Origin of the sequence: Parasediminibacterium schistidii (genome assembly GCF_046546515.1) — a bacterium.
In the GTDB taxonomy this organism is placed as follows: Bacteria; Bacteroidota; Bacteroidia; order Chitinophagales; family Chitinophagaceae; genus Parasediminibacterium.
On the sequence record NZ_JBKHKJ010000005.1, the window covers coordinates 37,335 to 58,158 of the forward strand.

The following is a 20,824-nucleotide window of genomic DNA, read 5'->3' on the forward strand; positions in this document are numbered from 1 at the left end:
TGTGCTTATTAGCTTTAATCATGCCGCATACCTTCGGCAACTTTAAACACATGCAATATGTAAGGGAACAAAGCATCCATGGTTTCCATTGCCCCACGGGTAGAGCCTGGGAGTGTTATAACCAATGTATTGTTAATAAAACCAGCAACACCCCTAGATAGCATGGCATAAGGCATACGCTGCTGCCCATAGTTGCGTGCTGCTTCCATAATGCCAGGTATTTCGCGGCTAATGAGTGGTTGTATAGCTTCTGGTGTCACATCCCTTGGAGACAAGCCAGTGCCTCCTGTAAACAACACCAATTGGTATCCTGCATCTACTAGTGCCAATGCTTTCTTTTGGATGATAGCTTCCTCATCAGGGATAATCTCATACAATTCAGTTGCTAAGCCAATTGCGCCTAGTTTCTCAATCACCGCTTTGCCAGCAGCATCTTTTTTACTACCTGCCGAAACAGTATCTGAACAAACAATAACAGCCACTCGCAGGTCTGTTTTAAATTTATTGGCATAGCCAGATTTGCCCCCTTCTTTCGATAGTAGCTTAATGGTGCTTATTTCTACACCCTTATCTATCGGTTTCAGCATATCATAGATGGTTAATGCCGTAACAGATGCTCCGTGCATTGCTTCTACTTCCACGCCTGTTTTGTAAATGGTATGCACTTCCACTTCTATTATTACCTGCAAGCCTTCAATCCTGTGCCTAATAGCCGTAAATTCAATAGGCAAAGGATGGCAATCTGGTATTACATCACTCGTTTTTTTTACCGCCAGCAACCCCGCCGCACGCGAAAATTCAAATACATCACCCTTTGGCACCTGCCTGTTTTGGATGGCATCAATGGTTGCTTGAGACGATACCAGCACAATTGCCTGTGCCGTAGCTATTCTTAAAGTACTTATTTTATGAGTAATGTTTACCATGTTTCAATATCCCTTTAATCTGTCTAATCCTATAAATCCTGGTTCGGACTATTTATTTTCCATACAAACTCCTCCGAGGCAAATACCTCCTTCCCCCAAACAGGCAGTTCGGCTTTAATACGTTCTACCAATTCTTCGCAAGCATCAATAGCTTCTTTGCGGTGTTTGGCAGAGGTAAATACAAATAAGCAGATTTCACCAGACTTTACTTTTCCTAAACTATGATACACATGCAAGCAAGTGAGTGGGTATTTGGCAAAAATAGCTTCCCTTATCACGTGCATTTTATCTAATGCCATTTCTGTGTAGGTGGTATATTCAATAGCCACCACTTCCTGACCGTTTATTACATCGTTGCGTACCTGCCCAAGGAAAATGCTATGCCCCCCAATAGCATGTTGGGTACTGTGCTTGGCAATGGAATCTGCTATGAATGTTGGGCTGATAGCCCCTTCCACAAATATGTTTTTGGGTTTGCGGGGCTTTATATTTTTTTCTGTTGTTGTTTTTTCCATGATATAATGCCGCCTTTGAGGCTGTATATTTTTTTTGTGTTGGGATAAATGGCAGCAAGCAAACTTGCCGCTTTCCTACTCCTAATGCCCGATTGACAAACGATAACAAGCGTATCCTCATAGGGTAGTTGAGCATCTTTATTTAATATACTCAAAGGTAGTTGAGTATGCTCAAACTCGTCAATAATAGGTGTTTCGCCTAATTCCCGTACATCTATGATGGAAACACTAGGCATAGTAAGCAATGCTGTAAACCCATCTGCATCTATTTCATTGAATAGGCTTTCAAGTACTTGCCCCTTTCTTTGGGGGCGGGGTTGGGGTGAGGTGTCGCAAGTTTCCTCATAATCCATCATTTCAAAAGCAGCCCTATTGGCAGGAATCAATTCTTGCGCAGCTAAATTGTGTGGTATCTGTAGTTCATAAACGGCATTATCCAATGAATTATAAGATAGTAAAATGCCATTCAATTGTTTGCCAATACCTGTAACCAGCTTGGTGGTTTCATTGGCCATCATACTGCCTATGATGCCGGGCAGTACGCCTATTACGCCAATATCCGCACAATTGGGCACTTCGCCTGCATTGGGTTGGTTAGGGAAAATATCCCTGTAATTTATACTGTTTTCGCCCACATTAAAAACAGCTACTTGCCCTTCGTACTGGTAAATACTGCCATACACCAATGGCTTGTTTTGCAAAACACATATATCGTTTACCAAATAGCGGGTAGCAAAATTGTCTGACCCGTCAACCACCACGTCAAACCCCTGCACTATTTCCCAAGCAATTTGATTGGTCAACCGTCGTTGGTATTGAATGATGGTAATTGATGGGTTTAATTGGGCTAGTTTTTGGGCAACTATGGTTACTTTGGGTTTCCCTATATCTGCTACACCATACAGTATTTGTCGGTGGAGGTTGGACAAGGAAACCATATCATCATCCACAATACCAATGGTGCCTACGCCCGCTGCTGCAAGGTATTGCAACACCGGGCAGCCCAAACCACCCGCACCTATCACCAGTACTTTGGCATTCAACAGCCGCAACTGCCCAGTTTCGCCGAAGCCTTGCAGGCGTATTTGGCGGTTGTATTGTTCTTGTTGATGGGGCGTGAGCATTTTTAGGAATGATGAATGTGGAATTTTTGTTGTATGAGGCTGTAAAAATAATGATTCGCAACAAATACATATTTGATGTTGGAAGGCGAATATGGGAGAAATATTCCCCAATGAGTATCCAAAATTTCCTCCTTAGTGGGGGAAAGAGCATTGTAAAGCATATAACAGTTATGAAAAAATAAAAGGGGATTATAAAGCAAATCAGACAATTTGTATGTGGAAAATAAATTTGGCTAAAGCCAAAATTATATTTGAATTGCCCCCACATAAATCTAGTGGCAATTCAATAATCCCCCATTTAGAAAATGAGGTCAATCCAACAAATGAAGGGCAACCTAAAATGGGTGGATTTATTAATAAGAATGGGTTTTACCCCATTCAGAAAATACCATTCAATTTATTGGCTTTAGTCAAAAGATTATTCCACCAATTTATCCAAGGCCATTTTCAACTGGCCTTCGGGCAATTGCTGTGGATAGAACTGGCGGTAATGCTTGGCATTGTTTACCATCAGGGTGGCAGGTATGGTGCCTTGCCAGCTTTTGTCAACCATCAAGCAAAAATAATTCGGGTCTGTTTCGTTCAGCCATGCCACTTTAGAGGTATAGCCGTTCTTTTTTATAAAATCGGCTATGCCCTTAGGATAATCATCCTCATAGTCAAGGCTTACCAACAATAGCTTTACGCCTTTGTCTTTGTAGTTAGGTACTTTTTTCTCGAACCAAGGCAGCTCCTGCACGCAAGGCCTGCACCAAGTGGCCCAGAAATTAATAATCAATGGGCTGGTGGAAGTGTCGGCAATGTGCAGCACATCGGTAATTTTTACTTTTTGAATGGTTTGTGAAAAACTAAAACTGCCTGCAAATAGAAATGCAAATTGGAGTACGATAATCTTTTTCATGTGTATTAATTCATAATTTATAATTCATCATTCATAACTAAGCTTTACCCCATTCTTCCCTCATCGCGCCTAGCCTGCCTTCAGGCAAGCCCGGCTGGTCGTAATGCCCCGCCTGTTTCTTTTGACGGTAGGCTTCGTAAACACTTACAGCACAGGCCACGGAAATGTTCAGGCTTTGCACCATGCCCACTTGCGGGATAACGAAATTGCCGTCGGCCAATGCCTTCATTTCCTCGCTGATGCCGTTTTGCTCATTGCCAAAAACAAGGGCTACGCTTTCGGTAAAATCAATGGCGTACAAGTTAACGGCATCGGACGATAAATGCGTTGTTAAAATAGTAGAAAACTTACCCCGCAGCTCTGCAAAACAATCTGCCACATTTGTAAACTGGTGGATGGTTACCCATTTTGCGGCACTGCTGCCACTCTTGAACTTGAATTTCCTTATTTGTGGCAGGTTGGTATTGATAATGTATATGTCTTGTATGCCTACGCCATCGCAGGTGCGCATGACCGCTGTGATGTTCCTTGGGTCCTGTACGTCTTCCAGCACCACGGTAAGGTTTGCCTGGCGGTGGCTTAATACTTGTTCTATTTTTTGTTGGCGTTCTGCTGTCATTTTTTATCTCTTAATCTATTCGGTATTTTTATAACCTTTATAGGTTCAAAACCCTATAAAGGTTCAATTATTATAGAAAAGTAGCCCTTATGCCTAAACCTGCTTTGCCTTTTATAGTTACTTGCCCGTCATCATAAACCAATCCTTCTGCCAAATCTGAGGAAAGCAATAGCGGGCCATCCATATCCACAAAATCCAGTTGTGGCAAAAAGTTAGCAATGGCCGCAGAGCCAATTGAACTTTCATTCATACAGCCCATCATCACTTTCAGCCCAAGAGATTTCGCATTGTCTATCATTCTAATAGCAGGCGTAATGCCACTGCATTTGGTTAGCTTAATATTAATACCGTGGAAATACCCTACGCATTTGGCAACATCTTGTTCAAAAACACAACTTTCATCCGCAAAAAGTGGGAGAGGGGATTGCTCATATAAAACCTTCATCCCTTCCCAATTGTCTTTTGCCAAAGGCTGTTCTATCAGCTCAACCCCTAATGTTTTTAAAACAGGTATCTTTTGCAAGGCCTCCTCCAAAGTCCAGGCAGCATTGGCATCTATCCTAAAAGGCGCATCTGTATGTTTGCGTAAAGCTTCCACTATGGCTATATCTTCTTCCGTTCCTAGTTTTATTTTGTAAACAGGCCATGGCTTTGCTTGCATTTTGGCAACCATTTTATCGATACTGTCTATACCAATGGTATAATCTGTAATAGGTGTGTTTTCCCACGTTTTATCCCACAACTCATACAATAACTTGCCCTTCATCTGCCCAAACAAATCCCAGCAAGCCATGTCCAATGCACAAACCAAAAAAGGGTTGTGGGGTATTAAATGATGCAAGTAATGCCAGTAACGCTCGGGTTCTGTCAAAGCAAATTTTTCAATGAAGTTTTTTTTCATTTCAATATCGTCAATCATTTCCTCTACAGTTATATTGTAGTAAGTGATGGCAGGGGCTTCGCCAAAACCCACATAATTGCCTATTTGCAATGCCACTATCAACGTAGGCTGGTGCGTTTTTGTACGTCCATTGGAAATAGTAAAAGGATATTGAAAAGGGAGTGCTTGCTGCCAGTAGTATAATTTCATAAAGAGACCGAGTTGTACGTTGTAAGTTGTACGTTTGCGTTGCAGTAGGGGCAAACCCTTACGGTTGCCCTATCGCACATGATATATTATGCCCTTTTGTTATGCACCCCGTTTTTCTTTAACAATAAAATCAGGAAGGTGGCTAGGTAAAATAACCTTGTATAATCTAGGGCAGGGGTAAACCCTGCCCCTACGTGAAAAAATCTTGCATATTCTTTGTGCTTCTTTGAGCCTTCGTGCCTTTGTGGCAAAGAAAAACTGTTTGTGGCAAAAGGCGTTATATTTGCCGAAGTTATGAAGAATATCAGGAATTTTTGCATCATTGCGCATATCGACCACGGCAAAAGCACATTGGCTGACCGTTTACTGGAACATACCAAAACCATTGGCGAACGCGACATGATGAACCAGGTACTGGATGACATGGACTTGGAACGTGAAAAAGGCATCACCATTAAAAGCCACGCCATACAAATAAGCTACCCATCCAATGGGGAGGTATATATATTCAATTTGATTGATACACCTGGCCACGTTGACTTTAGCTATGAAGTAAGCCGTGCCTTGGCAGCTTGCGAAGGCGCACTGCTATTGGTTGATGCCAGTCAAGGCATCCAGGCACAAACAATCAGTAACCTGTATTTGGCTATAGAAAACAACTTGGAAATTATCCCTGTTATCAATAAAATTGATATGGATGGGGCAATGATACCCGAAGTGCAAGACCAAATTATAGATTTGATTGGCTGCAAAGTAGAAGAAATATTATTGGCCAGTGGCAAAAGCGGAATTGGCATAGAAGAAATATTAGAAGCTATTGTAAAACGTATCCCTGCACCAAAAGGTAGCTACGATGCACCTTTGCAAGCATTGATATTTGATAGTGTATACAATAGTTTCAGGGGCATCATTATTTACTACCGTATCCTAAATGGTGTTTTAAAGAAAAATGATAAAATCCGTTTTATCGCTTCTGGCATGGATTACAATGCAGATGAAGTAGGCGTCCTCAAACTGACCATGACCCCGAAAGAGGAAGTGAAAGCAGGGGATGTGGGCTATATTATCACCGGTATCAAAAATGCTAAAGAAGTAAAAGTGGGTGATACCATTACCTTGGCCAACAACCCTGGCGAATTGATTGATGGCTTCAAGGAAGTAAAACCAATGGTATTTGCAGGTATATTCCCGGTAGAAACAGATGCGTTTGAGGAATTGCGTGATTGTATGGAAAAACTACAATTGAACGATGCCTCACTTACCTACGAACTAGAAACATCACAAGCCCTAGGTTTTGGTTTCCGTTGCGGCTTCCTTGGCTTGCTGCACATGGAAATTATACAGGAGCGTTTGGAACGTGAGTTTAACCAAACGGTTATTACAACGGTGCCGAATGTGGGTTTTGTTGCTTATACCTCTAAAGGTGATGTGATTGCAGTAAACAACCCGGCCGAAATGCCAGAGCCTACCAAGATTGAGCATATTGAAGAACCATATATCAGGGCGCAAATCATTTCTTCGCCCGATTATATTGGCAATATTATGACGCTTTGCTTGGGCAAAAGGGGCATATTGCTGAACCAAACCTACCTTACCCCTACAAGGGTAGAGCTAACATTTGAATTGCCTTTGACGGAGATTGTATTCGATTTCTACGATAAATTAAAGAGCCAAACCCGTGGGTACGCTTCTTTCGATTATACCCCAATTGGTATGCGTGATGCCGACATTGTAAAAATGGATATTCTACTCAACAATGAAAAAGTAGATGCCCTAAGTGCCTTGATACACCGCAGCCGTTCTGCCGATTTTGGCCGTAAGCTCTGCGAAAAATTGAAAGAACTGTTGACAAAACAACAGTTCCAAATTGCCATACAAGCTGCCATCGGAGCTAAGGTAATAGCCCGTGAAAATATCAGTGCCATGCGTAAGGACGTAACTGCGAAATGTTATGGTGGGGACATTAGCCGTAAGCGTAAACTATTGGAAAAACAAAAAGAAGGTAAAAAACGTATGCGCCAGATTGGCAATGTAGAAGTGCCGCAGGAAGCTTTTTTGGCGGTGTTGAAGTTGGATTAGTGATTTGTTTTGGGTTTTATGTTTTGAGTTAATGAAAGAGTGTCTTTTAATTTGTAAAAAACATGTAGCTTCTTATACCTGATTGTAATGCTTTTATAGGGTTCAGAACCCTATAAAAGCTGAAGTAAAATTGATATTAGTTAGTTGCGACATTTTACTTTTGTAAAGCCTATTATATTAATTGTTTTTTAGGCTTATATTAGAACTATCCAGTAGCCAATTCTGCCATCTTCCCTTTATGGTTACTGCCATACAGGCTTTCTTTTAGCCTGCCAATGGTTTTGTAATATTTGCAGTTCATCTTTGTGCAGTATTTTCGGAAGCCCACATTACCAGCTTTAAATAGTTTGCTATGCCCATACCAAACCAGCAAACTGGTTGCCCAAAAGAATAATTGGTAGAAATACAAGGTAAGCCGTTGCTGCCAACTGGCCTTTGCGGTGAAAATAATTTCCAGCCGCTCCTTTTGGAATTGTATATGTGGGGCTTCATCAATCAATATGTCCGTGCAAATTTGTTTCAGCAGGGTGCAGTGGGTGGCATCTTTCAGGCATTGGTAAAAAATCTGCGCGGTGCATTCCACTGTTATTACGGCAAGTGTCCACCATTCCATGTTGGTGTTCCAGCCCCTTACTTTCCTAAACAAGGTGTCGCCCCAGTCTTTCTGTATTCTTTCCTCGCCTATTGCATCCAAGTATTTGCCAAGGTTGTTGCCATGCTTTTGTTCTTCTTTAATAAACAACAATACGGCAGGCACATAGTGTGGGTCGTTTATTTGTTCCGCATATTTCTTGCTTGCCCTTATAAGGTTTTTGGCCTCCGAGGTTTCGCCCAGTTGCCATGCCTTCAATGAAGGTAGTATTTGCTTCAATTCATTTTGGGTAATGGTAGGCAGCAAATGCCAGTCAATCCTGTGTTGCTGGCTGTTGGCCTTGAAATAATCTGTCCATTGTTGCGACGTTTTCATAAATCTACATTTTAATTGTTATTGAATAGGGTAGGGGCGTATTGAATACGCCTAAATATGGTTATCAAATGCCGCTTAGTGCCACTTTGTCCATTCTGTTCAAGTATTGCTTGGCAATCCTGTTCTCTGGTTTTTGGTCAAACGTATAAAGCGTTAACAGGAATAGCAGCTCCAATGGCTTCATCAATATAAAAATGAAGTCTGACACATATTTGTTGTTGAAAAAGTGGTAATGCTTGTGTATCATGTTGCCCACCCTGTTATAGTTGTGCCTGATAAGGCGGTGTGCCTTGGGCATTTTTTCTTCTATTAGTTCCTCAAAAGCATTCGACACCTGCAACTGCCTGTTGCATATTATTTTGTTGCCCCCTCGTTCACCATAGCGTATGGGTTTCACCACTTTGGTATGGCCATTTGCAGCCACAGAACACAAGAAGTGTCCTCCACAGGCAACATTGTCGCACAAATGGTCTAATTGTGAAAACCCATGCTTGTAAGTATCTGTAAATGCTTTTACAATAGAATCGGGCTTTTGGCCAAACAGCAACAATAAGCAAGCTATAATGGTGAGTATGGGTATGCAAAGGACAAGCAGCAAGGGCATTTTAATAAAAGGGTTCAGTGTTAGTATTTTCCAAGCATTTTTTTCAAACTGGTTTGCGAATATTACTGTAGAGTTTTCGTGCAATGCTAGGAATTGCTTATGATTTTTGATAAGCTGCAGCAAAAAAAGTAAGCCAACAGGCAGGTTGCCCAAAAGGATAAAGGGAAATGATACTTGGATAGCTACAAAAATATTCAGCATAAAACCAAAAAGCAATAGCGCATTTGTAACTGTTTCTAGTATTGGGCTTTTGATGTTTTGCTTGCAGCTTGAATAAATAAAGGCAGCCAAGCAAATGCCTACGGCTACATAAATGGTTAGCACATGCTCTGGCGCAAAACTGGCACTATCCCCGCAGCAGTCGTTTGATTTTTCATCCATCATTAAAAAAAACACTGGCAACCCTGCCGCCGATATAATTTCAAAAACCTGTGCCAAATCTTGGCCAAGCATCCTTTTGCCTTTAGAAAGGAAAACCAAAAAATCGACTGCGTGAAAAACGGGAAGCATAGAAATCAAAAGAAGAAGAGGAGCCATAAAACTATTGTTTAGATGATGAAATAATGAGGCGTAAGTTTTTCCAATTCAGGCTAATTGAAATTTTTAAATTGGGCATATATTTTTCTATACAGTATAGCCATTGATAAAAGTGCACAAGCAAAAAGAATGATGTTAGCTATAATAAAATAAGACCACAAAAATTTGGGTTTGTCATCCAATAGGCTTTCAGAGGCAATACAATAGCTATAAGGAAGTATACATAGCAAGCAGGTTGCAACCAACAATGTAATTTTTTTAAAAAAGGAGGTGGTATGCTTTTTAATGAGTGGGACACTAATTAGTAACACAAATAATACTGGGGTAGTTAAAATAAATAAACAAGGTTCAATAAATAATATGGCGTCCCCCATCCCTGAAAGTTTATTAGTAAATGAAAAGTAAATAAAATAGCTTGTAGTTAATACTGCATTTGTTAATGCCCATATTTCTGCTGCTAATGCTTCAGGTGTATTTCTTAATTTCATAACTAAAAGTGCTTTGAATTTCAAAGTATATGTACAAAAAAAATTATTTAGTGGAATTAATCATTTGCTCAAGGGCGGCTATATGCTGCTTAAAGGCACGCTCACCCTCTGGGGTGATGGCATAAGTGGTATTGGTTTTGCGGCCAATAAACCCCTTCTGCACTTTCAGGTAGGCACTTTCCTCCAAACCTTTTATGTGGCTGGCAAGGTTGCCATCGGTTATCTGCAACAGTTCCTTCAAGTCGTTAAAGTTTATGGCATCGTTCACCATCAAGGCACTCATGATGCCCAGCCGGATGCGGTTGTCAAAAACTTTATTCAAATGCAATATCGGGTTCATTTACGAACTGTGTTTTATGAACTATTTAGATACAGATTATTAACTATTATTTACTGACGACTTATGCCTTATGCCTTATGCCTTACGACTGACGACTTACAACTTATTACTTATGACTTACCACTTATGACTATCGCTCATACTTCCTCCACATAACAATGCCATAAACAATATGCAAAGCACCAAAGCCAACTGACCAGAAAAACAAGCCTTGCCCAATAAACCAAAGATTTGCAATACCCAATAATAATTGTAAGTAGCCAAGGTATTTTACTTCGCCCAAAGTGTATTTGGAAGCATTGATCAATGCCAGCCCATAAAAAATAAGGCATCCTGGTGCTATCAATGCAAAACTGCCCATCTCTATCATTTTCAATAAAAAGAAGCCCCCTGCCACCATTGGCACGGCTACATTTACAAAAAGCCTTTTAGAAGTGCTTCCCCACAAGGAGTTATTGGTTTTCCTGCTCCTTAACCAAGTGAAGAAAAAGGCACTAGTAAATGCCCCTATGAATGTAAACACCTCAATTTGTACCAAGCTATTGCTAGCAAGCCCCAAAATATCAAGTGGTTGGCTAATAGACTCATGCCTATTGCCTTTTAAAATGGCACTGTGGGCAAAGTAAGCCCCAACCAAAGCACAAGTGCCAGCCGATATGCCGCTCCACCCGCTTAGGCTTATAAACCTGCTGCTGCGTTCCATCATCTGTTTTATATGTGCCAGCTCGTGCTGTTGGGTTGTGCTTTCATTCATTTTAAAAGTGCTTTGAAAAACAAAGTAAATAATATTTTTTGTTACTGCCAAATTTTATTTTTCGTTTTGAATTGTTATTATTTACCATATAGGCACATAGGACACATAGGCAAGAAAAAGAAAAAAAAGGAAACATAGTTCTTTTAGCCCTTGTAATGCGTTTAAAATAACTTTCCCCATTTCCGAATAAGGACTTTTGCATTTTATAAGCCTAATTGCAATGTCCTTTCTGTTCTTAAAGTAAAACGTTTTGCCTTAAAAATGGCTCTCTTTGTGCTTCTTTGCGTAAAATCTTTGCGTTCTTTGTGGTTAAATATTCTGTTGGAAATTAACCAAAATGGGGAAAGTTATTTCGGAAACATTACCTGGGTATTTGATAGGGAATATAGGGGTGCATTTCAAAAGTTCGTTTTTTTGTTGTTCGCAATTTGGCAGAATCAGGAAATAATCTAAGTCAATGCCTTGCTGTTTGCTGCTCAACAAGTATCCTATATGGGGGAAATTTTGGATGTTCATGGGGGCATATTTCCCCCATATAGGATTTTTATTTTGGGCTTTATACCTATCCATGCCAACTTTACAGTAAAAGAGAAGTTAGGGCATCTTGGCCTTTCCTCCCATATCGGAGTATTTAGCTTGGGAAAATGATAATTCACCATCAAAATCTTATCTGTTTCTTATCAATAAATTATTATTCCATTATCAATAAACTATCATTTTACTATCAATAAACTATCATAAAATTCACTTAAATTATCATAAAAAACGAGGCTAAAAAAATATAAATAACTGAATATCAATGAGTTAAAGGAAAAAAGACAGGTTTTGAAAAAAATAAATCATGAAAAAAGATGAAAAAAACCATTTGTTTCTACTCACCACATAGGCACATAGGACACATAGGCAAGAAAAAGAAAAAAGAGAGAAAACATGGAGGTTTTCCTATGTTTCTAGCCCTTATAAACGTTTAAAGAATAAAGAAAAAGTAGCGAACAACTATGTTTCCTTCCTTTTTTCCTCGCTTATATCTATGTGTACTATGTGCCTATGTGGTGAAAAATACCTGAGTAGTAACCTTTAATTCGCTTAAAACTATATGGCCTATGTAGCAATATGGCGAAAAAACTACCTAAACCTCGAACCAAGCCCAGCCTCATTTGTATTTAATAAAAAAACGCCAATGGATACAGCACAAATGCCGGACGACCCGTTGGCGGACATGCCGCAGGAAAGCCTGATACAATTTACCCGCAAAGGCTTTTACTGCCCGCAAGGCGACTTTTATATTGACCCTTCCTGGCCTGTGGACAGGGCTATTATCACCCATGCCCATAGCGACCATGCACGCATGGGCAGCAAGCATTATCTGTGCCACCACCTCACCAAGCCTTTGCTGCAATTGCGCCTCGGCGATAACAATTACCAAAGTATCGGTTGGGGCGAACCTGTTTATATCAATGGGGCAAAAATATCCTTGCACCCTGCTGGGCATATTATTGGCTCCTCACAAGTGCGGATTGAATATAAGGGTGAAATCTGGGTGGCCAGCGGCGATTACAAAACAGAAAACGATGGCTTAAGCGGGGCTTTTGAGCCTGTACCCTGCCATAATTTTATTACGGAAAGCACGTTTGGTTTGCCCATTTATCAATGGAAACCGCAGGCAGTGATTTATAAAGAAATACAGGATTGGATATTGGCAAACCAGGCAGAGGAACACCAATCTGTTTTAATTGCCTATAGTTTGGGCAAGGCGCAAAGGGTTTTACAAGCGGCGGCGGCTGTAACAGATAATATTTTTGTACATGGGGCTATCTGGAACAGTCATGTTGCATTACTGGCAGCGGGTATTGATTTGCCAACCGTAAAAAGGGTAACACCCGAAACCACAAAGACTGAGCTGAAAAACGCAGTGATTATTGCGCCACCAAGTGCAGATGGCACGCAGTGGATGAAGAAATTCAACCCCTACAGGGTGGCAGTTTGCAGCGGATGGATGCAGGTAAGGGGCAACTCACGAAGGCAAAATGTAGATGCAGGCTTTGCTCTTAGCGACCATGCGGACTGGAATGGTTTGCTGCAAGCTGTAAAAGCTACAGGCGCAGAAAAAGTGTATGTAACACATGGCTTCGAGGCGGCTTTTGCCCGATACTTGAATGAAAACGGTATTGCTGCGGCTACTGTAAAAGGTGGATTTGTACCAGTGCCTATAGAAGAAACAGTCGTAAATAATGACGATTATGGAGAATGAGGTACCAAAAACAATAGATAAAGAATTACACTACAGTGAAGAAGCCATTGTGGCAAACAATGGGTTTGCGGCTTTTGCAACGCTGATTTATATATTGGGCACCTCCACCAAAAACAATGTGAAGCTGGATGCATTGCAAGCCTATTTTTCCACGGCATCGGATGCCGACAAAGTTTGGGTAATTGCCATTTTCAGTGGTCGAAGGCCAAAAAGAATTGTATCCTCCACCCTATTGCAAACCTGGTGTGTAGAAATTACAGGCTTGCCCATGTGGCTCTTTGAAGAATGTTACCATACTGTGGGCGATTTGGGCGAAACAATTGCTTTGTTATTGCCTGCGGCTAATTCTTTAAAAGCGAATACGCAGGGGCTAGACATTTATTTGCAGGAATTTATTATATTAGAAAAAGCGGAGGAACAGGTAAAAAAAGCATTTATTATTGACACATGGATGCAAATGGGGCAGCAGGAGCGTTTTGTGTTCAACAAGTTAATCACAGGCGGTTTCCGCATTGGTGTGTCGCAAAAAATGATGGTAAATGCGCTCGCAAAAACCGTAAGCATACCTGCCAGTACCATTGCACATAAAATATGCGGCAACTGGAACCCGGCAACGACTTCCTATACAGATTTACTGAACGAAAACAATGCGATTATTGACCATAGCAAACCTTACCCTTTTTACTTGGCGTATCCTGTAGAGGGTGAAGTTTCATCGCTTGGCGATATGAATGAGTGGCAAGCAGAATGGAAATGGGATGGCATCCGTGGGCAATTGATTAAACGAGACAACCAACTATTTGTCTGGAGTCGTGGCGAAGAACTGATGACGGATAAATTTCCTGAATACAAGGTTTTTAAAGATTTATTACCCAACGGCGTAGTACTGGATGGCGAAATTATTTGCTTGAGCAACGAGCCCAACAATAGCCATCCTTTTACTGCACTTCCTTTTGCTTTGCTGCAAACAAGGATTGGCAGAAAAAACATCACCAAAAAGCAATTGCAAGAAGCACCCGTAGGGTTTATTGCGTATGATGTATTAGAATATAATGGGGAAGATTTTAGAGGGAAGCCTTTGGTGGAGAGAAGGGAGGTTTTAGAGGGGTTTACAATTGATCGTTCACCGTTAACTGTTAACGGCTTCCACCTCTCCCCCATAATCCAATTTGAATCCTGGGAGCAGTTGGCAGCAACACGCATCCAAAGCAGGGATATTGGCAGCGAAGGATTGATGCTGAAAAGAAAATCGTCCATATATCAGGTAGGTAGAAAAGTGGGCGACTGGTGGAAATGGAAAATAGAACCGATGGTAATTGATGCAGTATTGATTTACGCACAAAAAGGCCATGGCCGCAGGAGCAACTTATATACAGATTATACATTTGCCGTAAAAGACGGCGATAAATTAGTAACTTTTGCCAAAGCCTATAGCGGATTGACCGATAAAGAATTTAACGAAGTGGATGCTTTTGTAAAAAATAATTCAATAGAAAAATTTGGCCCTGTACGTACCGTAAAACCCCAGTTGGTTTTTGAAATTGCTTTTGAAGGCATTGCCGCAAGCAACCGCCATAAAAGTGGCGTTGCCCTGCGATTTCCCCGTATGAACCGGTGGCGAAAGGATAAAAAGGTTGAAGAAATCAATACGCTGGATGATTTGAAAGGGATATTGGCCATTTATAAATAGCTTATTTACACAAATAACACACAACTCCACATTTGTCACCTGTTGCTATGTGTTTCAATACTTAACTACTTTTTTCTCCCCATTGCTAAATAACACAGTAACAGCCTTGTCCTTTTCAGAATAAGATAATTTGCTAATAGGGCATAACTCCTTGTCTGTCCATGCTTCCCCACTTTTTTTCCAGAGCATCAATGTGGCATAAACAAGGTTGTGGGCATCTTTGGTAAAAGTGGCTGTAGCATTGATGATTTTGCTAGAATCGCTAACCGGGTTTAGGCCTTTGGTATCTAGTATTTCCAACTTGTCCCAGCCACTAAGCGCAACCATTCCCAATTGGTACTTCCCATTGTCTATAATACAAACTTTATGCCCTTTTACGTATGTGCATTTTTGAATGATGCTATCTTTTAATTTAGGCAAGGCATAATGCCCTATACGAACTTGTGCCGTATCAGTGCTTGTGTTTTTATCTACCCTTAAAATGCCATTGGGCAATGTTATCTCTGCTAGTTGCAGGTTTATATTTTTATTGGTTTCCAGCTCGGCATCCCGATAATAAACCCCATCTTCAAACTTTTTGAATGTATATAAGCGCAATGGTTCCCACTTGGCTTCTTTGTTTTTAAAAACATAATTCATGGCTACTTCACCTGCTTGCCCATCTGCTTGCCATGGAAAGGCACTGTTATAACTCAGCCTGTTATAGTTTTCAGTGCCTCTATACCCTTCTCCTGCACCTATCATGGGTACATGGCACCAAGCCCTTATTTCAGCAGCTCCAATATTGGGATAATCAGTCATAAGGATGGCGGTAGGCTTTATAAATTTATTATACACCTTGTTCGCCGAAAATGTATCCAACCACGGGCCCTCGTTTTCTTTTGCAAGCCAGTAGGGGTTGTCTGCAGGCACAAGCAGGCCTAGGAACGCTTTACCCATCCAAAATACACTTCCCCGGCAGCTATAGCTTTGCACGGCTGGTTCAAATGGGCCATAAAAGCCAAGGGTGGGTATATTGTTTTTTATCAAGGCTGGGTTTTGGAGGAACTGTAACATTACCCCCGATGCTATGCGGCGCATCCAGCCATAATTGGTGGCAGTGTCTTGCACCATCCCCATCAATGGAAAAGGGATAGTAGCTCCAATACGGTAGCTGATGCTCCTTCCCCACATAATCATTTCGCCATCGCGGCTAAACATATAGGGATAATTGTTTTTTACCTCTTTAAAATTAGATAGGAACTTTGCAGCATACTTAGGGTAATATTTCTTACCAAAATACTCGGACCATATTGTGCCATACATTTGGAATGCCCACATGCTGTAATAATCGTAAGCTGGGTTATCATTGTACCAGCCTTCGCCCCTGTAATCCTGTGTTATTTTCTCCAAGTATTCTTCTAGCAATTTTTCATTTACCGGGTATCCTTTGCTTTTGTAAAAACTAAGGATAAATGTATTGAAGAACTTCCAGTTAGAGGGTACCGTGGGTCCATCACCATAGCTAAGCATGGTAGCCGCCAACGCATCTTTTTTATTCTGCGGCATAGGATCCCAGATAATTTCGGGGATAGCAAAAAGTGCAACGCTCAAAGCACCAAACTCTACAAGGTTTTGGTTAGTGCCGCCATTTTGTGGGCGGGGCTTTATGAAAGAAACACTAGTAGAATCAACCAGTTTTGATATTTGGTAACGGTAATAATCAGCTACTTTAATTCCCCTGATTACAAGGGAAGGGGTTTCTTTTAGCAAGGGGGCAGCAATAAACAAAGTCCTGCAAAGGCCTTCCAGTTTTTCCGTAGGCACCATGCCTGCATCCCTAGGGTAGCTTTTGCCCTCCTGCTTTGGGAATTTCATGGGGTCATCTGTTTTTTTAATATAGCTAAATGCCCCATCAAGTAAATACAAGGCAGCATCTTTCCAATGCTGCCTCCCCATACCTGTGTATGGGCTTGTTGTATAATCTGGCTTGTTTACATTAAAAATTTGCTGCCCATCTGGAGTGATTTTTTTTAGGGCTGCTATATCATCTGTACCTATTGTTTGGGCTTGGCAAAAGTTGCATAGCAATAAAAGAGCAATTAATGTGGCAAAAGCAACCTGTTTGTTCATTTGGGGAGTGTTTATTGAAATGTAAAAATAAGCTAATTGATATATTATCACCACCCTATCCTACGCATAGCTTCCCTTTTGCTCAATGCAGGCAATGGGTTGCTAGCTACAAAATCTGTAACCCAGTCGGGGTTGGTTTTACTATATTCCCTTAATGCCCACCCAATAGCTTTTTGGATAAAAAATTCCTTGCTTGCTGCAAGGTACAGTATGTGCTGGGCCAGTAAATCTGTGTCCGTACGTTGTTTGTATGCTTTTTGAAAAATTAGGCTACTGCGTTGCAGCCACATATTGTCGTGCTTGTTCCAGTAGGTGGTAGTGCCAAGTGCGGCAGGAAAAAGCCTGAAATACTCACTTATACATTCTGCGTTTAGATTGTCAACCGAGTCCCACCAGCTATGAGTGGTGAGGCATTGCTCCATTAATGACAGGGTATTCGGCCGCCAGTATTTTTTATAATGAGCCAGAATTTGTATGGCAGCATGGTGATATTCCCGCTCGGGCATTTGCCAAAGCGTTTGTACTATCGTGGTAACAGCTTCTAGGTTGGGCAGGGCTTTTTCTTGAAGCAGCATCTTGGTAAGCGCACGCCTGTCTTGTGTCCTCATGCCTATAAAGCCAAACTGCCCTTTTAGATATGCTTTGCTGCTTGCTGCCACAGCCGCATCAGTTTTTTCCACAAACAAGGTTTGTAAGCTAGCTATAAAGAGATCAATCGTATTCATATTTATTGCGGCCCTTAAAAGGCAGCAAGATAAGTTGTTTATATAAATATTTTAATATTAGTAATCATGAGTTTATAAACATCTGATGTAATTGAGGTGGGTAAATTGGAAAAGTGGGCAAATATTTACCCATAAATTATAACAGCACATATATTTGCATTTGGTAGCAAGCGTTTGAAAGTAGTTCTTTTGATGGCAAAAATGCTGCTGTTTTAGTAGCATATGTATAGGATAAAGAGCCTTGTTGCCCGCATAGTATATCAAATAGCAATACTGCTTTTTTTATACTTCCTCATTAGGTTGCTTTTTGTATATGCCAACAGGTCTGACTTTAACCTCAATTCCCCTTTTCATACATTTATTTTAATGGTATTTGGACTACGGTTTGATATTTCGACCATCACCATTACCAATTCTTTGTTTATCGTGATGTTGTTGGTACCAGCACCTTTTGTGCTAAACCAATACTATCAAAAATTCCTGAAGTATCTTTTTATTGTTACCAATAGCATTTTCTTAGCAATTAATTTAGTTGACGTTGCTTATTTCCCTTTTGTGCATAAAAGGATGCAGTTTGATGCTTTCCGCTATATAACTGGCTCTAAAGGGACCGATTTTTTCCGCTTGTTGCCAACCTTCCTGCGGCAATTTTGGTATTTGGCCTTGTTCCTTTTTTTTATTGTTGTATTCTTGATTAAAACCTACAAAGAAGCTGTGCTGGCCACAGACAGGGTTTTGCCAAGCATAAAAAACTACATATATTCTATACTGGTGTTTTTGCTCAGTGCAGGGTTGGCCATTATTGCTATTAGGGGTGGCTTGCAGGTGTACCCACTAAGCATTACCCATGCCTCGGAAATGGCGGAGGTAGATAATATCCCCATACTTCTCAATGCCCCTTTTTCTGTAATTAATACCCTGGACAAGAAGAACCTGCCTGTTCTTGATTATTTCCCCGAAAATGAATTGCCAAGCTACTATACAGGCATTCATCAGCCAGAAAAAATAGGCTCATTTACAAAACAAAATGTGGTGGTGATTATTGTGGAAGGGCTTTCAAAAAAATATGTCAGCTTTTTTAAAGGGCGGGGCAAAACACCCTTCCTTGATTCCTTGCTTGGGGAAAGCCTAGTGTTTGAAAATGGCTTTGCCAATGCAAGGGAATCGATACAAGGCATACCTGCTGTTCTTTCGTCTATCCCTTCTTGGCAAGACGAACCTTTTATTTTTTCGCCCTATTCTACCAATAGCATCACTTCTTTTGCAAGCATTTTGCACAAGGAAGGCTATACTTCGGCCTTTTTTCATGGGGGAAGCAATGGCACGATGGGTTTTGATTTTTATAGCAAACTAGCAGGGTTTGACCATTATTATGGCCGTAGGGAATACAATAACGAAAAAGATTTTGACGGCGACTGGGGTATATGGGACGAACCTTTCCTGCAATATGCAGCAAATACCATGTCTGCTACCCAGCAGCCGTTTATGTCGGCCATTTTTACCTTGAACACCCACCACCCATTCACCATCCCGGAAAAATACAAAACCATTTTTACCGACAATAGCCACCCTATGCTGCCTTGCGTGCAATATTTTGACCTTGCATTGCAACGCTTTTTTGAAAATGCCAGCAAGCAGCCTTGGTACAAAAACACGCTTTTTATAATAACGGCAGACCATACAGTTGGCAAGATTGCAAAAGAAAAAAGCACTGTTTTAGAAGACTACCGGATACCTATTGCTTTTTACAGACCAGACGGTTCTTTGAAAAAAGTGGACAAAACTGTGGCCAATCAAATAGATATTTTGCCCACGGCATTGCATATTTTAAATTATTCAAAACCTTATTTTTCTTTTGGCAAGGACCTGCTCAACAACCAATACGAGCATTTCTCCATTAATTACAGCGGGGGTATTTATCAATATATAGATAACTCTTGGGATTATCAGTTTAATGGAGAGAGAGGGGTGGGCTTATATAACTGGAAAGCCGATACTGCTTGCAAGAACAATCTGATTGAAAATGCTGCACTAGCCGATAGTTTAAAACTGCGTGAAGCAAACCTGAAAAAAATGATACAGGTATTTAACAATGACATGGTAAACAATAAAATGCAAGTATTGGCTACCAAAAAGTAAGTTTTTTTCGCTGTAAAGGCACGGAAACTCAAATGGCCTCACTTACCCAGAAAGAACGCAACAAACTCTCCCACGGGAGAGGGAGCAAGAAGTGGGAGTGCAAAAGGAGAACACTTATGCAATTTTTATACTATTATTTTCGCTGGTTTTTTTATTAAAATAGTTTCAGTTTTGCCAATTTTAGGTCTTTTTGCCGCTTCTGATTTTTTTTTAAAATCTTTTATTTTTTTGTAGACCATTGATTATCAATAAAATTAGCTGATTTTTAGTAGAAAAAAAACTATCATTTATAATAATTTTACTATCGTAAAGTGATACCAAAGTGATAGTAGAATAATAGTTTCATGATAATAAAGTGATAATTTATTGATAAGGAATTATAATGCCCTAATTTTTAAAAACTACTATTTTAATATTAGGAAAAAAAGAACTACGATACTGCTGCCTGGAAACTATCATTTGTAAATGCTTTGTATCAGGTGCATATATGCATCAAAGGTAAGGTTTTTATAAATTAGGGGATGTTTCAGGACAAAGTAAAAAAGGCAGCCCAAGCGAAAAAACTCCTATATAACCAATTAGCCACTAATGCACGAATAGAACTAATTTTTTATATTAATTGGTTGTTTTTAGCTAAACACCAGTTGCATGTGGAGGACTTTTATGCACCCCAAGAAAGAATTAGCCTTTCAATTTCTTATTCTCATAATAACTTTGAGGCTTCTTATCTCTTTGTGCCAAAATGCACAAAATTGCACCCGAATGGTGATACACCAATGCTTCTTTCCACCCCTTATAATTTTTATTTGGCAGCTGCTATAAAAATGGCAGTAGCTTGCAAATGATTGAACCTACATTTGACATAGGATTATAGACAGGCTTTGATAATATATGGGGCTTGGCCTAGATGCTATTTCAAAATCCTTTCACCATATATCCTTTTCCAGAAAATCTTTTTTCACC

18 protein-coding genes are annotated in these 20,824 nt (G+C 40.4%); 5 read left to right on the forward strand and 13 right to left on the reverse strand.

Annotated elements, in window-relative coordinates; genetic code table 11:
* Positions 1-14: 14 nt before the first annotated feature.
* The 6 genes from moaCB to ACHFIY_RS04080 all read right to left on the reverse strand — a co-directional run bounded on the left by moaCB (position 15) and on the right by ACHFIY_RS04080 (position 5,175).
* The gene (gene moaCB, locus ACHFIY_RS04055; RefSeq protein WP_410844784.1) at positions 15-926 is read right to left on the reverse strand and encodes a bifunctional molybdenum cofactor biosynthesis protein MoaC/MoaB; all 912 of its coding nucleotides are present in this window, start codon (positions 924-926) and stop codon (positions 15-17) included.
* Positions 927-955: 29 nt separating this feature from the next.
* Complete coding sequence (locus ACHFIY_RS04060) at positions 956-1,441, reverse strand: molybdenum cofactor biosynthesis protein MoaE (RefSeq protein ID WP_410844785.1); 486 nt, start codon at positions 1,439-1,441, stop codon at positions 956-958.
* The gene (locus ACHFIY_RS04065) at positions 1,411-2,565 is read right to left on the reverse strand and encodes a ThiF family adenylyltransferase (RefSeq protein ID WP_410844786.1); all 1,155 of its coding nucleotides are present in this window, start codon (positions 2,563-2,565) and stop codon (positions 1,411-1,413) included. The genes ACHFIY_RS04060 and ACHFIY_RS04065 overlap by 31 nt, the downstream gene beginning before the upstream one ends.
* Positions 2,566-2,983: 418 nt before the next feature.
* Positions 2,984-3,466 (reverse strand): TlpA disulfide reductase family protein, encoded by a 483-nt coding sequence (locus ACHFIY_RS04070; RefSeq protein WP_410844787.1) that lies wholly within the window; start codon positions 3,464-3,466, stop codon positions 2,984-2,986.
* Positions 3,467-3,503: 37 nt separating this feature from the next.
* Positions 3,504-4,085: a TrmH family RNA methyltransferase gene (locus tag ACHFIY_RS04075; RefSeq protein WP_410844788.1), complete on the reverse strand. Its 582-nt coding sequence runs from the start codon at positions 4,083-4,085 to the stop codon at positions 3,504-3,506.
* A 70-nt stretch (positions 4,086-4,155) separates the two neighbouring features.
* A complete protein-coding gene (locus ACHFIY_RS04080; RefSeq protein ID WP_410844789.1) occupies positions 4,156-5,175 on the reverse strand; it encodes a dipeptide epimerase in 1,020 nt (339 codons plus the stop codon).
* A 294-nt stretch (positions 5,176-5,469) separates the two neighbouring features.
* Between ACHFIY_RS04080 and lepA the strand changes: the two genes are divergently transcribed.
* Positions 5,470-7,254, forward strand: coding sequence for a translation elongation factor 4 (gene lepA / locus ACHFIY_RS04085; protein ID WP_410844790.1), 1,785 nt, complete (start codon positions 5,470-5,472; stop codon positions 7,252-7,254).
* Positions 7,255-7,459: 205 nt separating this feature from the next.
* Here the strand turns inward: lepA and ACHFIY_RS04090 are convergent, their stop codons facing one another.
* From ACHFIY_RS04090 to ACHFIY_RS04110, 5 genes are all read right to left on the reverse strand, one after another.
* A complete protein-coding gene (locus tag ACHFIY_RS04090; protein ID WP_410844791.1) occupies positions 7,460-8,221 on the reverse strand; it encodes a ferritin-like domain-containing protein in 762 nt (253 codons plus the stop codon).
* A 64-nt stretch (positions 8,222-8,285) separates the two neighbouring features.
* On the reverse strand, positions 8,286-9,362 hold the full coding sequence (locus ACHFIY_RS04095; protein ID WP_410844792.1) for a DUF6688 domain-containing protein: 1,077 nt from the start codon (positions 9,360-9,362) through the stop codon (positions 8,286-8,288).
* Between the two features lie 53 nt (positions 9,363-9,415).
* Positions 9,416-9,850: a hypothetical protein gene (locus ACHFIY_RS04100; protein WP_410844793.1), complete on the reverse strand. Its 435-nt coding sequence runs from the start codon at positions 9,848-9,850 to the stop codon at positions 9,416-9,418.
* A 43-nt stretch (positions 9,851-9,893) separates the two neighbouring features.
* Positions 9,894-10,190: a winged helix-turn-helix domain-containing protein gene (locus ACHFIY_RS04105; protein WP_410844794.1), complete on the reverse strand. Its 297-nt coding sequence runs from the start codon at positions 10,188-10,190 to the stop codon at positions 9,894-9,896.
* A 130-nt stretch (positions 10,191-10,320) separates the two neighbouring features.
* On the reverse strand, positions 10,321-10,995 hold the full coding sequence (locus ACHFIY_RS04110; protein ID WP_410844795.1) for a hypothetical protein: 675 nt from the start codon (positions 10,993-10,995) through the stop codon (positions 10,321-10,323).
* Between the two features lie 1,129 nt (positions 10,996-12,124).
* Between ACHFIY_RS04110 and ACHFIY_RS04115 the strand changes: the two genes are divergently transcribed.
* Positions 12,125-13,195, forward strand: a complete 1,071-nt coding sequence (locus ACHFIY_RS04115) for a ligase-associated DNA damage response exonuclease (RefSeq protein WP_410844796.1) — start codon at positions 12,125-12,127, stop codon at positions 13,193-13,195.
* Positions 13,185-14,885, forward strand: a complete 1,701-nt coding sequence (locus ACHFIY_RS04120) for an ATP-dependent DNA ligase (RefSeq protein ID WP_410844797.1) — start codon at positions 13,185-13,187, stop codon at positions 14,883-14,885. The genes ACHFIY_RS04115 and ACHFIY_RS04120 overlap by 11 nt, the downstream gene beginning before the upstream one ends.
* Positions 14,886-14,939: 54 nt before the next feature.
* On the opposite strand, the gene ACHFIY_RS04125 is transcribed toward ACHFIY_RS04120, so the two are convergent.
* Complete coding sequence (locus tag ACHFIY_RS04125) at positions 14,940-16,997, reverse strand: DUF2264 domain-containing protein (protein WP_410844798.1); 2,058 nt, start codon at positions 16,995-16,997, stop codon at positions 14,940-14,942.
* A 47-nt stretch (positions 16,998-17,044) separates the two neighbouring features.
* Positions 17,045-17,722 (reverse strand): DNA alkylation repair protein, encoded by a 678-nt coding sequence (locus tag ACHFIY_RS04130; RefSeq protein WP_410844799.1) that lies wholly within the window; start codon positions 17,720-17,722, stop codon positions 17,045-17,047.
* A 366-nt stretch (positions 17,723-18,088) separates the two neighbouring features.
* Here ACHFIY_RS04130 and ACHFIY_RS04135 point away from each other — a divergent pair, with 366 nt between their 5' ends.
* On the forward strand, positions 18,089-19,861 hold the full coding sequence (locus ACHFIY_RS04135) for an LTA synthase family protein (RefSeq protein WP_410844800.1): 1,773 nt from the start codon (positions 18,089-18,091) through the stop codon (positions 19,859-19,861).
* A 521-nt stretch (positions 19,862-20,382) separates the two neighbouring features.
* Positions 20,383-20,706: a hypothetical protein gene (locus ACHFIY_RS04140; protein ID WP_410844801.1), complete on the forward strand. Its 324-nt coding sequence runs from the start codon at positions 20,383-20,385 to the stop codon at positions 20,704-20,706.
* Positions 20,707-20,824 lie beyond the last annotated feature (118 nt).